The organism is Shewanella sp. SM32, assembly GCF_025654235.1.
Lineage (GTDB): Bacteria > Pseudomonadota > Gammaproteobacteria > Enterobacterales > Shewanellaceae > Shewanella > Shewanella oncorhynchi.
This window is the reverse complement of sequence record NZ_JAKKRO010000010.1, coordinates 1-14,853: the sequence shown is the minus strand read 5'-3', so window position 1 is coordinate 14,853 and position 14,853 is coordinate 1. Positions and strand designations below refer to the sequence as shown.

Annotated in this window: 10 protein-coding genes and 2 pseudogenes; 8 read left to right on the top strand and 4 right to left on the bottom strand. The window is 47.8% G+C overall.

Annotated elements, in window-relative coordinates; translation table 11 throughout:
* Positions 1-5: 5 nt before the first annotated feature.
* On the top strand, positions 6-935 hold the full coding sequence (locus tag L5M10_RS06070; RefSeq protein WP_218678307.1) for a diguanylate cyclase: 930 nt from the start codon (positions 6-8) through the stop codon (positions 933-935).
* Between the two features lie 258 nt (positions 936-1,193).
* Here L5M10_RS06070 and L5M10_RS06065 read toward each other — a convergent pair whose 3' ends face one another.
* The 3 genes from L5M10_RS06065 to L5M10_RS06055 are packed head-to-tail and all read right to left on the bottom strand — an operon-like array spanning position 1,194 to position 3,601.
* On the bottom strand, positions 1,194-1,811 hold the full coding sequence (locus L5M10_RS06065) for a recombinase family protein (protein WP_263255028.1): 618 nt from the start codon (positions 1,809-1,811) through the stop codon (positions 1,194-1,196).
* Position 1,812: 1 nt separating this feature from the next.
* A complete protein-coding gene (locus L5M10_RS06060; RefSeq protein WP_263255027.1) occupies positions 1,813-2,865 on the bottom strand; it encodes an ATP-binding protein in 1,053 nt (350 codons plus the stop codon).
* Position 2,866: 1 nt separating this feature from the next.
* Positions 2,867-3,601 carry a response regulator gene (locus L5M10_RS06055; RefSeq protein ID WP_263255026.1) on the bottom strand — a complete coding sequence of 245 codons (735 nt, stop codon included), beginning with the start codon at positions 3,599-3,601 and terminating at the stop codon, positions 2,867-2,869.
* A gap of 95 nt (positions 3,602-3,696) precedes the next feature.
* Here L5M10_RS06055 and L5M10_RS06050 point away from each other — a divergent pair, with 95 nt between their 5' ends.
* Genes L5M10_RS06050 through L5M10_RS06040 form a run of 3 tightly spaced genes read left to right on the top strand, consistent with a single transcriptional unit; the run spans position 3,697 to position 8,391 of the window.
* Positions 3,697-4,824 (top strand): efflux RND transporter periplasmic adaptor subunit, encoded by a 1,128-nt coding sequence (locus tag L5M10_RS06050; protein WP_263255025.1) that lies wholly within the window; start codon positions 3,697-3,699, stop codon positions 4,822-4,824.
* A 27-nt stretch (positions 4,825-4,851) separates the two neighbouring features.
* Entirely contained in the window at positions 4,852-7,953 is a 3,102-nt protein-coding gene (locus tag L5M10_RS06045; RefSeq protein ID WP_263255024.1) for an efflux RND transporter permease subunit, read from the top strand.
* A 48-nt stretch (positions 7,954-8,001) separates the two neighbouring features.
* The gene (locus tag L5M10_RS06040; protein WP_263255023.1) at positions 8,002-8,391 is read left to right on the top strand and encodes a helix-turn-helix transcriptional regulator; all 390 of its coding nucleotides are present in this window, start codon (positions 8,002-8,004) and stop codon (positions 8,389-8,391) included.
* Positions 8,392-8,542: 151 nt separating this feature from the next.
* On the opposite strand, the gene L5M10_RS06035 is transcribed toward L5M10_RS06040, so the two are convergent.
* A complete protein-coding gene (locus tag L5M10_RS06035; protein ID WP_086903633.1) occupies positions 8,543-9,121 on the bottom strand; it encodes a recombinase family protein in 579 nt (192 codons plus the stop codon).
* 160 nt (positions 9,122-9,281) lie between these two features.
* On the opposite strand from L5M10_RS06035, the pseudogene L5M10_RS06030 reads away from it, so the two are divergent.
* The 4 genes and pseudogenes from L5M10_RS06030 to L5M10_RS06015 form a co-directional block, all read left to right on the top strand.
* A pseudogene (locus L5M10_RS06030) lies at positions 9,282-12,266 on the top strand (Tn3 family transposase).
* A 192-nt stretch (positions 12,267-12,458) separates the two neighbouring features.
* Positions 12,459-13,937: a tyrosine-type recombinase/integrase gene (locus tag L5M10_RS06025; protein WP_069453630.1), complete on the top strand. Its 1,479-nt coding sequence runs from the start codon at positions 12,459-12,461 to the stop codon at positions 13,935-13,937.
* Complete coding sequence (locus L5M10_RS06020) at positions 13,927-14,673, top strand: hypothetical protein (RefSeq protein ID WP_263255022.1); 747 nt, start codon at positions 13,927-13,929, stop codon at positions 14,671-14,673. Before L5M10_RS06025 ends, L5M10_RS06020 begins: the two co-directional genes overlap by 11 nt.
* A 38-nt stretch (positions 14,674-14,711) precedes the next feature.
* Positions 14,712-14,853: pseudogene (locus L5M10_RS06015) on the top strand (IS4 family transposase); the annotation flags it as partial.

Below are 14,853 nucleotides of genomic sequence, written 5' to 3'. Positions count from 1 at the left end.
TTTATATGTCAGCTGACACTATACCAAATGTAGCTATCAGCCAATTCCCTGCAACCATTTTAGTTGTCGATGATCAACCTATTAATATTCAGATTGTCTTTCAGGTTTTAGGCAACGAGTACAATATTCTGATGGCCACAAGCGGCAAACAGGCAATAAAAGTTTGCCACGACAGTCGGCCTGATCTCATTTTGTTAGATGTAGTAATGCCTGAGCAGGATGGATTAGAAACATGCAGGCAATTAAAAGCCGATAAACAACTGGCAGATATCCCGGTCATATTCGTCACAGGCTTGCAGCATGAAACGGATGAAGATGCCTGCTGGGATGCAGGTGGCGTCGATTTTATTCAAAAGCCATTTAATACAAATACATTACGTAACCGGGTAAAGGCTCACTTAGCCCTGAAAAGACAAGCTGACTTACTGCGTTCTCTCGCTTATCTGGATGGGTTAACCGGTATTTATAACCGCCGCTATTTTGATAACGTTTTATCAATCCAACTTGCCCAACATAGACGTAAACTGAGTCCTCTTGCAGTATTGATGATTGATATCGACTACTTTAAGAAATATAACGATACGTTTGGCCACTTAGCAGGAGATGATGCTTTACGTAAAGTGGCCAGTGCCCTAAAGCATAACGGGCGACAGGCTGACACGGTCGCCCGCTATGGAGGTGAAGAATTTGTAGTGTTGCTAGCCGATACCGATATAAATGGCGCAGTAACCGTGGCAAAAAAGATGCTGCATCATGTATTGGAATTAGATATCGCACACCCCCAAACTCCCGCCACCAAACTGAGCATCAGTGTTGGCATTGCCGTCGCCGATGAAGCGAAAGGCTACGATAGTAATATTATAGAACTGGCAGACCAGCAGCTGTATTTAAGTAAACAACGTGGTCGTAATACCTATTCGGTTGTACTAGCGTGAGGTCTGGCAAACCTATTACCAAAAAATTACTATCTATGAGTGATTAATTTTAAACTCTGTTGTTACCATGATTTTTACAGCATAATATTGAAACCGGCCAAGATAATTTACACAGAATACTGGGACCATAACCCGCTGCGCTGCTCATCGCCCTTACACTAACGTTCTGCTAACGACTAATAGCGGACTTTAATACCTGCACATTGTAATATCCGCTTCTGGCACATAGCAGACCGTCCAGATAAGAACTCAGGATCACTACTTCCCTGCCTTTACCCGGAGTATGGTTTGCCGGGTGGTATTAAACTCCCGCGCAATGGCGCTGATACTGATCCCGGCGTTAATCCGTGCAATCACCGTACTTTGCTGTTCTTCACTCAGTACTGAAGGACGTCCAAACCGCTTTCCTGCTGCTTTTGCCCGCGCAATACCAGAGTGCGTGCGCTCTAGCAGCAAATCTCGTTCAAATTCAGCCACAGCAGAGATGACCTGCATTGTCATTTTTCCTGCTGGGCTTGTCAGATCCACACCGCCCAGAGCGAGGCAGTGAACGCGAATATCTGAAGCAGCCAGTTGTTCCACCGTTTTTCTGATATCCATCGCGTTGCGTCCCAGACGGTCAAGTTTGGTGACAATCAGCACATCGCCATTTTCCATCCGGTCGAGCAGTTTAGAAAACCCTGGCCGCTCACTGGCGGCAACTGAGCCACTGATGTGTTCTTCAATCAGTCGCTGAGATTTAAGGGGTCCGCTTGGAAAACGGAAAATATCCCACGTTAAGCCTGTTTTTAAGCAGTCATCATTTGACAGGCTGTTTTGAGCGAGATATAGACTTTCATAATTACACCAGTCATTCACCTCGCGAAGCCAGTGCAATTCAATTAACCTCCGCAGGCAGCATAAACTCAATACAACATCCTCCCAGGTCACTGCGCTTGCAGCTTACCTGACCGCCATGAGCTCTCGCGATGGAACTCACTACAGCCAGCCCCAGGCCTGAGCCGTCTGTTTTCTCTGAACGCACATTATCTGCACGATAAAAAGCATCGAATATAGCCGAACGGTCTTGCGACGGGATACCCGGCCCCTCATCTTCAACCGTTATGCGGATATCGCCATTGATTAAATGGCAGGTGATGAGGAGTTTACCGGGAACAGAGTATTTAAGGGCATTACTCAACAGCGCTGATAACACCTGGCTGATACGAATTCTGTCCACAAAGCCGATTACTTGCTCTACCTCTATAGCAGGTGTCAGACCTTTGCTTTCAAGGTCATCGCGAAAGAGTTCAACGCCGGTTTTGATCAACTGATCCAGCTGAATTGTTTCGCGATAAAGATAGAGCTGTCCGCTGTCAGAAAGACTCAAAACTCGTAAATCATCGATGAGCCTTGATAATCCTTCAGTCTGGTTAAGCAGGATCGCAAACTGGCGCTCATCTTTAGCAAACACACCATCCAGAATGCCCTGGATTCTGCCGCGTAAAACGGTGACCGGCGTTCTGAGTTCGTGGGCGATGGCCGCATTCCATTTCTTCATCTCGCTGGACATCACTTCCAGCTTATCCGCCATCGCATTGAAATCATCGACCAGTAAAGCCGTTTCCCTGATTTCCCGCATGCTATGTTTTGCTCTTTCGCCAAGCTGGCCTTCCGCAATCTTGCGGGCGCTCTCTGCAACCGCATTCAGTGGCGTGATCACTTTACGGGCAAACCCCCAGGCAAAACCTAACGCCACCACAGAAGATAACAAACCCGAAATCAGCGTCAGCATCCAGTCATGGGTGGTTGGGATCCAGCTGTATTCATCGTGACCATCAGCAAATACCGTGATGTAGGTGCTGTAAACAATGGACAACAAAACAAGAGTGCAGACTGCCACCTTGGAAGTCAGGATGAATAACTGGTACCGAATACCGGTTTTGGCCATTTCAGTCTCCCAGCCGATAACCAAAACCACGGATGCTCTCAGGAACAGACGGTAATCCCGCCTGTTCGATTTTCTTCCTGAGCTTGCTGATATGGCTGTCAACCGTACACTCACTGGCATCGCCTTCTGGCAGGCAATATTCAAGAATTTCCTGTCGGGAAAATACCCGTTTCGGGTAACGAATAAGGTGCAGAAGAATTTTAAATTCAGTCGATGTTAACTGGCTGCCAATATCAGTATCGGTATTTTTAATCACGACAACATGGTTGGTGACGTTCAGAGCGATATGGCGAGTGCTGAACGAGAGCTGGTTTTTGTCGGCGTGGTGATAAGTCATGCGTCTTAAAATGACGTGGATCCTGGCGATCACTTCCGCAGGATTGAAGGGCTTAACAATGTAGTCGTCGGCCCCTGTTCGCAGAGCCTGAATCTTATCAATATCTGCGTCCAGCGCGGTCAGCATCATAACCGGGACATCACTATCCCGCCTGATTTCACTGAGCACCTGCCAGCCATCGGCATGCGGCATTCGAATATCCAGGATAACAAAAGAGGGAGATTCGGCATTAAAAAGGGTGATTGCTTCCCGACCATCCTTCGCCCTGACCACCGAAAACCCTTCTTTCACCAGATAAGCAGCAAGAATCTCTGCAATTTCATTTTCATCTTCTGCCAGCAGGATTTTGACGTTTCTCATTTTTGCTCCCGGTATCCGCTCAAATTTTTCGTGCTCCACGCAATCTCCATACATCCTGCACTCAATCTAAACATATGAAGTATATAATCATTCTAACACGTAGTGCCTATTTTAAATATCAGGAATTGACTGGAATGATGCTAAAACGAACGACGAAAATAAGTGTGTTATCCCTCTTTTGGCTCTTGTGTGCCTGTGACTCAGGCTCTGAAACCGCTACACAGACTGAAGAAATTCCGGCCATCGTTGATGTCACAACGCTTACCGCAGAACCCGTTTCCCAGGAACATATTTTTCCGGGCCGCGTGGCAGCTTACCGGATTGCACAAATAAGACCTCAGGTGAGCGGTATCGTCACTGAAATGAAGTTTAACCAGGGAAGTGAGTTAACGCCGGGTCAGGCATTATTCCAGATCGATCCTGCACCGTTTAAAGCTGAAGTTAACAGTGCTGCGGCCTCGCTACAAAAAGCGCAGGCCAGTTACCGTCAATTACAGGCTAAGGCAAATCGGCTGGCGAAGATAAAACATACCGGAGCTGTCAGCGAGCAGGTTTTTGACGAGGCGCTTTCCGCGGCCGATCAGGCTAAAGCAGCTATTTCAGAGGCCCGTGCTGCGCTCGAACGCAGGCAACTGGATCTTTCCTATTCGACGGTGAAATCCCCTATTGGCGGGCGGGTTGATCAGAATTTCATTACCGAAGGCGCGCTGGTCAGCGCCAATGATACGCAGCCGCTGGCAACCGTGCAGCAAATAGACAAAGTGTACGTCGATGTCAGACAACCTGCCGCTCGCATGAACGCACTACACGCCGCAGCTGGAACATTAGCCCGCAATAAAAATGCAGCGAAGGCAACAATTATCGCAGCAGATGGCACACCCTACGGCAACAAGGCACAAATACTCTTTACCGGCGTCAGTGTCGATGCGGGTACGGGTGATGTTGTGATGCGTCTGCTGGTCGATAACCCGGACAGAACGTTACTTCCGGGCATGTATGTGCAGGCGAAAATAACCCGCCTGCTGGAGAAGGATGGCCTGACGGTACCCCGTGAAGCGGTGGTTCGCGAAGGTGATAAAACCCATGTCTGGCTCAACGATCAGGGGAAAGCGAAATCTGTCGAGGTTGAGCTGGGAGAAGCCATTGGCGCTAAATTCTCCATTTTAAAGGGTCTGAAGGCTGGCGACCAGTTAGTTATCAAAGGCATGAGCAGGTTACAGGAAGGGATTTCGTTGCAATTGGCGCAAGGTGCACACCCGTAACCGCATTTACACTTTTAAGGATTTCCGATGCCTCAGTTTTTTATTAATCGCCCCGTCTTCGGCTGGGTTATTGCCGTTTTTATCGTGCTGTTCGGGATTATCGCTATCCCTAAATTGCCCATTGCCCGCTATCCTTCAGTAGCCCCACCCAGCGTCAGTATTTATGCGACGTATCCGGGGTCAACGCCCGAGATGATGAATAACAATGTTGTGGCGCTGATCGAACGTGAGCTCTCTTCGGTCAAAAACCTGCTCTATTTTGAGTCATCAAGCGATACCACCGGTACCGCGACGATTACGGTCACGTTCAAGCCGGGCACCGATCCGGATCTGGCTCAGGTTGATGTTCAGAACCGTATCAAAATTGTCGAACCCAGGTTACCTCAGGTGGTGCGTCAGAATGGCCTGAATGTTGAAGCTTCTTCTTCTGGCTTCCTGATGATCGTCGGGCTTTCTTCAAAACAGGGACAGATGTCAGAAAGCGATTTAAGCGACTACCTCTCCCGCAATATGATTGAAGAACTACGCCGGGTAGAAGGCGTGGGGCGCGTCCAGCTGTTTGGGGCGGAAAAAGCCATGCGCGTGTGGATAGACCCGGTCAGGCTCAATCAGTACAGTCTGACGGTGAGTGATGTCAGCCAGGCGATAACCGCAGAGAACGCCCAGATTTCCGCGGGCCGAACGGGGGACTCCCCCGCAGTGCCGGGCCAGCAGGTTACTTATCCGTTACTGGTTAAAGGCCAGCTCAGTTCACCTGAAGAGTTTGGCAATATCACGTTACGATCGAACCGGGACGGTTCGCGAGTGGTGCTTTCTGACGTCGCCCGTCTGGAACTGGGGCCACAAAGTTACACCTTCTCTACGCGTGAGAATGGACAAATCTCAACGGGCGCGGCGATCCAGCTGGCTCCGGGGGCGAACGCCGTCAGAACAGCGGAACAAATCAAGCTACGTCTTGAAGATCTTAGTAAGGCGATGCCACAGGGCATGCAGTACACCATTCCTTTTGATACCACACCCTTTGTAAAAATCTCCATTGAGAAAGTGGTTCATACCTTCATTGAGGCGATGGTGCTGGTTTTCCTGGTGATGTATCTGTTTTTACAGAACGTCAGATACACCTTTATCCCCGCCATCGTGGCGCCAATCGCCCTGCTGGGTACCTTCACGGTCATGCTGATGTCGGGCTTTTCCATCAACGTGCTGACCATGTTCGGCATGGTTCTGGCGATAGGTATCATCGTCGATGATGCCATCGTGGTCGTGGAAAACGTTGAGCGCATCATGGCGGAGGAAGGGCTGGGGCCAAAAGAAGCAACGCAAAAAGCGATGAAGGAAATAACCGGTGCGGTCATTGGCATTACGCTGGTGCTTAGCGCCGTGTTTATTCCAATGGCAATGGCATCGGGGTCGGTCGGAGCTATCTACCGGCAGTTCACGCTGTCGATGGCGGTCTCGATACTCATCTCTGCTTTCCTGGCGCTTAGTCTGACGCCCGCATTATGCGCTACGTTGCTGAAGCCAGTTGATAAAAATGCCCATGAGAAGCGTGGCTTTTTCGGCTGGTTTAACCGCAAATTTGCGGCGATGACTGACCGTTATGAAAGCGGCGTTGCCAGAATGTTGAAACGCATTGGCGGTTCACTGGCCGTCTATGCGGTGCTGTGCCTTGTTCTGTTCTTCTCCATGAGAAGCGTTCCCTCCTCTTTCCTTCCGGAAGAAGATCAGGGCTATTTCCTGACATCTGTTCAGCTGCCTTCAGATGCTACGGCAGAACGTACTTTAGGCGTGGTGAAGGAGTTTGAAGATACGGTGCTGGGCCGGGAAGGCATCGACACTAATCTCTCCATCATGGGGTTCAGTTTCTCCGGTTCCGGGCCTAACTCAGCGCTGGCGTTTACCACTCTGAAAGACTGGGGGGAGCGCAAAGGTGCGACCGCAGCATCCGAAGCAGGTCATGTACTGGAAAAAATGTACGGACATCCTGACGCTGAAATTTACAGCCTGATGCCCCCGGCAATAGATGAGCTGGGTAACTCTTCTGGCTTTGCGATGCGTCTGGAGGATCGGGCGGGTAAAGGGTATGCCGCCCTTAAAGAGGCGCAAAATAAACTGCTGGAACTGGCGGCGGGTAGCAAAGTCGTTCAGGGTGTCTACGTTGACGGTTTGCCTGATGGACAGGTCATTAACCTGCAAATCGACCGGCAGAAAGCCTTCGCGCTGGGCGTGGCGTTTGATGAAATCAGCCAGACGTTATCAGGTGCAGTAGGCTCACTTTACGTGAATGATTTCCCTAACGCTGACCGTATGCAGCAGGTCATCATCCAGGCAGATGCGCCGTTCCGTATGCAACCGGAGGACATCCTCAAACTCTATGTGCGCAACGGGAATGGCGGGATGGTTCCGCTTTCCGAGTTTGTCCAGGCGAAATGGGAGAACTCACCGTTGCAGCTGGTACGTTATAAAGGCTACCAGGCCATCAAAATCACCGGCAGTGCGGCAGAGGGCTATTCGAGCGGAGATGCAATAAAAGAGATGGAACGACTCGCTGAACAGCTACCGGAAGGTTTTGCCGTTGAGTGGACCGGGCTGTCATTGCAGGAGCAACAGTCAGCCTCAGAGGCGCCAATGCTGATGGTGTTGTCGATGCTGGTCGTGTTCCTGGTTCTGGCTGCACTCTATGAAAGCTGGGCGGTTCCGCTGTCGGTCATGATGGTCGTGCCGCTGGGCCTGTTGGGCGCAGTGCTGGCCGTCATCATGCGGGATATGCCCAACGACGTTTTCTTTAAGGTAGGCATGATCACTATCATTGGTCTGTCGGCAAAGAACGCCATCCTGATTGTGGAATTTGCCAAACAAATGCATGAAAGTGGCAAAGGTCTGCTGGAGTCAACGCTGGAAGCCGCCCGCATGCGTCTGCGCCCAATCCTGATGACTTCTCTGGCCTTCACGCTGGGCGTGGTACCGCTGATGATTGCCAGCGGAGCCAGCGCAGAAACCCAGCATGCCATTGGTACCGGCGTATTTGGCGGTATGGTCAGTGGAACGATACTGGCCATCTTCTTTGTCCCCGTTTTCTACTTCTCGGTTATGAGTGTGGTAGAAAAATTCACCCGTAAAAAAGCGTAATTCCAGTAAGGGCGTATCACATGATGCGCCCTCAGTAATGAGGCAAATATGTCATCAGTACATGATTACCATCAGGACATCATTGATGAGCTGATCGGGTGGATAGCTCAACAACAGGGCAGACCCATCACAACCGTGATCGTTGCAGAACATGCGGGATTTTCGCTCTGGCATATGCAGATAATTTTCAAAAAACAGACGGGAATTACCCTTGGCAGATATATCAAAAATCTCAGGCTGGACCAGGCTGCACTTGAGCTCATTAAAGGGAATGAACCCGTTCTTTCTATCGCGCTTGAGCATGGATATGAATCCCAACAAACGTTCACTCGCGCGATAAAGAACTATACCGGCCTGAATCCAGGAGAAATCAAGCGGCTGCCTGACGATGAAAAGATGAGCTTGCTAAAATGGGTTATGAACCAACATTGGAAATGAAGTAAACAGCCTGAAAATGGCATTTCATCGGAGCTGTTATGGTCATCTTATAGTTGCTTAGCGGGCTTACGATTACCCTCAGGCTTAGTGGGTAGACAATGTCCGCTCTGACACTGAGCAGACTGTCAACGCTGGAATCTTGGGTCTGGGATTATTGCTTACCTGCCTTTACCCGAAGAATTGTTTGCCGGGTGGTATTAAACTCCCGGGCAATGGCGCTGATACTGACCCCGGTGTTAATGCGTTCAATCACAGAAAGTTGCTGTTCTTCATTCAGTGTGGAAGGACGGCCAAACCGCTTTCCTGCCGCTTTTGCCCTCGCAATACCTGAATGTGTGCGCTCAAGCAACAGATCCCGCTCAAATTCCGCCACCGCTGAAATAACCTGCATAGTCATTCTCCCGGCAGCACTTGTCAGATCAACACCTCCGAGCGCAAGGCAGTGAACTCGAATATCTGACGCAGCCAGTTGCTCAACTGTTTTTCTTATATCCATGGCATTACGCCCAAGACGGTCCAGCTTGGTGACAATCAGCACGTCGCCATTTTCCATGCGATCAAGCAGTCGGGTGAAGCCTGGTCGTTCACCGGCGGCAACCGAACCGCTGATATGTTCTTCAATCAGTCGCTGGGGCCGGACGGTAAAACCGGCAGCCTCGATTTCTCTGCTCTGATTTTCGGTGGTCTGATCCAGGGTAGAGACCCGGCAGTAAGCAAAAACACGTGACATAGTGATATTTTATGTACGAAATGGATGTACGAATCATAACGCATGTACGAAATGAATTTCACTTACTTTCGGACAGATTTGCAGAGTAGTGTACGAAACCGACCGGTTTCGGTCACTGATAACCAATAACATATGGAAACTATACGCGAGGAAAGCATTTATGCCACGGCGACAGATACTGAGCAGTGAAGAGCAGGAGCGCTTGCTGGTTATTCCAGATGATGAAATTATTCTGACCCGAATGTGTTTTCTGAATGAACATGATATTGCACTCATTAATAAACACCGACGGCCAGCAAATCGCCTGGGCTTTGCTGTATTACTCTGTTATCTGCGCGGACCTGGATTTATTCCGGACAAAAGTAATATCCCTCACAGTGGCGTCATATCCAGAATCGCTTCCCGGCTGAAGCTTCAGCCTGGTCTATGGCCGGAATATGCCTCAAGAGAGCAAACTCGCTGGGAACATCTGACTGAACTTTATCGCTACCTGAAATTATCCCCGTTCAGTCGGTCACTGCAAAAAGACTGTATCCGGCATCTTCACCCCTATGCCATGCGTACTGACAAAGGATTTATGCTGGCGGAAGAAATGCTCAGCTGGCTACATAACAATAATGTTATTTTCCCTTTTGTTGATGTGATAGAACGGACGCTTGCCGAAGTCGTCACGCTCGCTGACAGAGCCGTGTTTTCGGCACTTACTGCGCAACTGGAAAAGCAGCATGAATCAGCACTCGACAGCCTGCTCATATCAGAGGGTGAACAACCTTCCCGTCTGGCATGGCTACTTCAGCCTCCCGGTAAAATAAACGGTAAAAACGTGCTGCAACATATCGACCGGCTTAATTCCATCGCTGCGCTGGAATTGCCTGATGGTATTGCGCTTTCCGTTCACCAGAACAGGTTACTTAAACTGGCGCGTGAGGGCCGGAAAATGAGCAGCAGAGATTTAGCAAAATTCACCAATGTCAGACGTTACGCTACGCTGGTTTGTGTCATTCAGGAAGCGCGGGCCACACTGACTGATGAGGTTATCGAACTGCACGAACGTATTCTGGGCAGTCTGTTCAGCAGGGCAAAACGCACTCAGGCCGAGCGGCTCCAGCAAACGGGAAAGCTGATTCAGAGTAAACTGAAGCAATACGTTACCGTCGGGTAGGCCTTACTTAACGCCAGAGAGTCTGGGGAAGATCCCTGGGCCGCAATAGAAGACGTGCTTCCCTGGCAGGAATTCATCAACAGCGTGGAAGAGACGCGGTTCCTGTCACGTAAGGACAACTTCGATCCGTTGCATCTGATCACAGAAAAATACAGTACGCTGCGTAAATACGCGCCCCGGATGCTGTCAGCGTTGCAGTTCAGGGCTGCTCCCGCTGCAATGCAGCTCGGTGACGCGCTGGATACCGTCAAAGAGATGTATCGAAAGCAACTCCGAAAAGTACCACCTTCCGCACCAATCGGTTTCATCCCGGAAAGCTGGAGAAAAGTTGTGATTACCCCCACCGGCATTGACCGAAAATATTACGAATTTTGCGTGCTGAATGAGCTGAAGGGAGCATTACGTTCTGGCGATATCTGGGTAAAGGGATCACGCCGTTACAGGAATTTCGATGATTATCTGATCCCGTCCGGCGATTTTGAAAAATCACTCAAGGATAACCAGTTACCCCTTGCTGTTCCGGGCGATTGCCATGAATACATTGAGAGCCGTTTGACGCTTCTGGCATCGCGCCTGGAGGAAGTTAATGCAATGGCGCTGGCCGGTGATTTACCCGATGTTGATATATCGGATAAAGGCGTGAAAATTACCCCGCTGGATAATAGTGTTCCTTCAACAGCATCCCCTTTTGGCGATCTGGTTTACGGCATGCTACCTCATCCTAAAATTACTGAAATGCTGGATGAAGTGGACGGCTGGACTGGTTTTACCCGCCATTTCACCCATCTCAAGAACAATCACATCAGACCTAAAGACAGAAAGTTGTTACTGACCACCATTCTTGCCGATGGGATCAACCTTGGGCTGACAAAAATGGCCGAATCCTGTCCGGGAACGACAAAATCGTCACTCGAGGGCATTCAGGCCTGGTACATCAGGGATGAAACCTATTCAGCCGCGCTGGCCGAGTTGGTTAATGCGCAGAAAAAGCGGCCTCTGGCAGCATTCTGGGGCGATGGAACAACGTCATCGTCTGACGGACAGAACTTTCGGGTGGGGAGTCACGGGCGTTATGCGGGTCAGGTCAATCTGAAATACGGTCAGGAGCCAGGCGTGCAAATTTATACACATATTTCGGACCAGTACAGCCCGTTTTACACCAAAGTCATCAGCCGTGTTCGGGATTCAACACACGTACTTGATGGTCTGCTGTATCACGAAACCGATCTGGAAATTACAGAGCATTATACTGACACCGCAGGTTTCACTGAGCATGTTTTCGCGCTAATGCATCTGCTCGGATTCGCTTTTGCGCCAAGGATCCGGGATCTTCATGACAAGCGGCTGTTTATTCATGGGAAAGCTGAGTTGTATCCGGGGCTTCAGTCAATCATCTCCTCAACCAGCCTGAATCTGAAGGAAATTGAAACCCACTGGCATGAGGTACTGCGTCTGGCAAGTTCTATAAAGCAGGGAACGGTAACAGCATCACTGATGATGAAAAAGCTGGCCAGCTATCCTAAACAGAATGGTCTGGCAAAGGCTCTGAGGGAGGTTGGCCGCATAGAAAGGTCATTGTTTATGTTGGACTGGTTCCGGGATCCTTCGCTGCGTCGACGAGTACAGGCTGGGTTGAATAAAGGTGAGGCCCGTAATGCCCTTGCGCGAGCAGTCTTTATGCACCGGCTGGGGGAAATCAGAGATCGGGGACTGGAAAACCAGAGTTACCGGGCAAGTGGGTTGACATTGCTGACTGCGGCGATCTCGCTGTGGAATACGGTCTATATAGAAAGAGCGGTAGATTCATTGAGACGGAAAGGGATCGCGATTAATGAGCAACTGATTACCCATCTGTCACCGCTGGGATGGGAACATATCAACCTGAGCGGGGATTACGTCTGGAGAACAAACCTCAAACTGGGACAGGGTAAATACCGCGCATTACGCTCAGTGAATAGTAGTCTGTACAAAAAACAGGCTTAGCGTAGGATATTTTCCGTTTTCCAAGCGGACCCCATGCACTTCGCTCACTACCGGGGAGATGAATAACAGCAGCCCCCTCAAAGTTTTTCATGTGTTCAACAGCCCATGCGAGACAACTTGATAACAGACTTACCCCATTCTTGACATATTAAAATTTAACGCTACCTTTATTAAAGTACAATTGGAGCACATATGTCTCACTCACATTCAAAGATTATAAAATCTAGGATAAACATCGGAAAACTCCCATATTTCGTAAGGGATGAAGATAACAATATCCTAGAGGAACTAAATGGCGACTTTAAATTTAGAGTTCTTCAATATCACACTGACAATATTTTCGATAATTTCCCACTCTTATATTGCCCTGCACGCCTGATGGAATGTTTGGAATTCAACCTATTCCTTATTGACAGGAAAACTGGTGCATTTTCATTGAAACAGAATCGATACACGGAAAATGATAAATACGTTTGGAGTAAGGGTCATCTGAACGCAAGAAAAGGTAGTGAACTTGATATAGAGACAATCTTGCAAATAGCCAAAGATCTTAGAAAGTTCTTGGATTGGATGATTGAGCATAATATTAGCTATGAAGAGATCATGGCTATTCCCCAAAGTTTTGATCCACACAGCATAATGGAGGCCGAAACTCTGCTTCCAGTTTGGCGATTCCAGCAGTACTTAACAAACCTTGTAAAAGAAAAAGTTATGTCCTATCAACTGGGAAACCGAATACTACAAAATATAAAAACATATTACCTTTGGATCTTTAGAAGAGGTGAAATTCACGCGCTACCTTTCTCGCTAAAATTTAAAGCAATAAGTGTGCGTCGACTGGATGATGCCGAATCCCTATTTTCGATGCCTGGCTCAATAAAAGCTCATCCTGGGGCCGTTAAAGCGCATATTAGTAACCTTACAATACCCAAAAATGCTATTCAAAAAGACAGCAAACCCGATAAAGGATTACTCGCATACACAGCCGAAGAGCTTAAGTTGCTGATGAAAACTGACGTATATGCTCACCGAACCTATGGCCTATTTATAAAGTGCGCTCTTTTAGCCGGTTTACGTGCAAATGAAGTCGTTCAAATTAACCGGGATGAAGTAATTGCTCCTTCAAGCAACAGAGTTAGCTTTTCACTCTCTTTATTGCGTAAATTCAGTAAAAAAACTAATCTGCGAATTTCCCCTACACTAATGAATTTGCTGTGGAACTACGCACAGGACAAAGTATATCTTGAGCGTCAAAGAAAACATGAACAACAATTTGGAATAAATAACCCAGATCACCCATTACCTCTTTTTATTAACAAGAATGGCCAGAGAATGAAAGTAAGTAGCGTAACAAATTCTATTCAAAAGGTTAGGGCTGAGTTAAAAGAAAGAGGCATGCAGAGGCTTGAGCGAACTTTTCATGATTTAAGAGCAACATTCGCAACCTATTGGGCAATTGCATTAATTAAAAAAGGCTATTCACCGAATGAAATAAAAGCAAAACTCATGCTGCTTTTGTCACATGAGTCATTCGAAACAACTCAGCGATACATTGATTTTGCACTAGAAGGTCGAATTGGCCATCATGGTGCAATGGAAGAATGGGTGGTAGATATTTACCAAGAAGTATTGGACAAGGTAAATAATATTGGAGACCACAATGATACCTAATCGCAGTATTGAGTTGGTTGATAGGTTTAAAGCTCAATCCGAAAGGCTTGGTGCTGATGTAGAAGCTATTTTGACTAAGGCCTGCAAACCGGATTCAGAGAGAGACTGTGCTGGACATGACGTAACCCAAGAACGCCTTAAAGACCTCTATGTTTACATAGAACTCTCTCATGAATCTAAACTATTCATACATTTTCACGAGTTCATAATTCAGGGATTTGACAAATTACGCAACGAACTATTCTGGGCCAATATCGAGCAAGAGTTGTTCATCTTTGAGATTGAGCAAGTGCACACTAAACGGGGAGGATCAATCCTTTCTGCATTAATGCATTTAACCAAAATCTTTTTCAATGATCAGAAATTATGGCCTCCATCACGCGTATTTATTGCTTCAGTTGACAAAACAATCGATATTTCTCAGATGTTTCTATACCCTTCTATGTGGGTAGTTGATTTTAAAAAAATAGTAGAAAAAATTCTGCTTAACCATAATGGTTATAGCAAATACCATGTGGGTATAAATCTAATGCTAAAAGCTTTTTCTGAGGCCAGAAATGAACCTATCATTGCTCGTCACGTTCTAAATAAAACAATTTCCAACGCTATCGATGATGATGAATTTTTTGATATTTTATTATCTAAAATCCCCAAACACAACCAAAGTACTGAAGAATCCCCTGATGATTTACAAATAAATCATCAAATTAGGGTGGAAGCGCATCTTGTTGCATGATCAAATGGTTTCGCCAAAAACTACACTTGGACAACAAGATGCGCGAAGCCAATATCCTACAACATTCTTTACACCAATACTGCCCAGAACTTCACCTAAAACGATTAAACAGCTTGATGCTGGCCTCTAAGGCACTGATTGAATGTAAGACACTGACCTTGACTGAGTTAGGTCGAAATT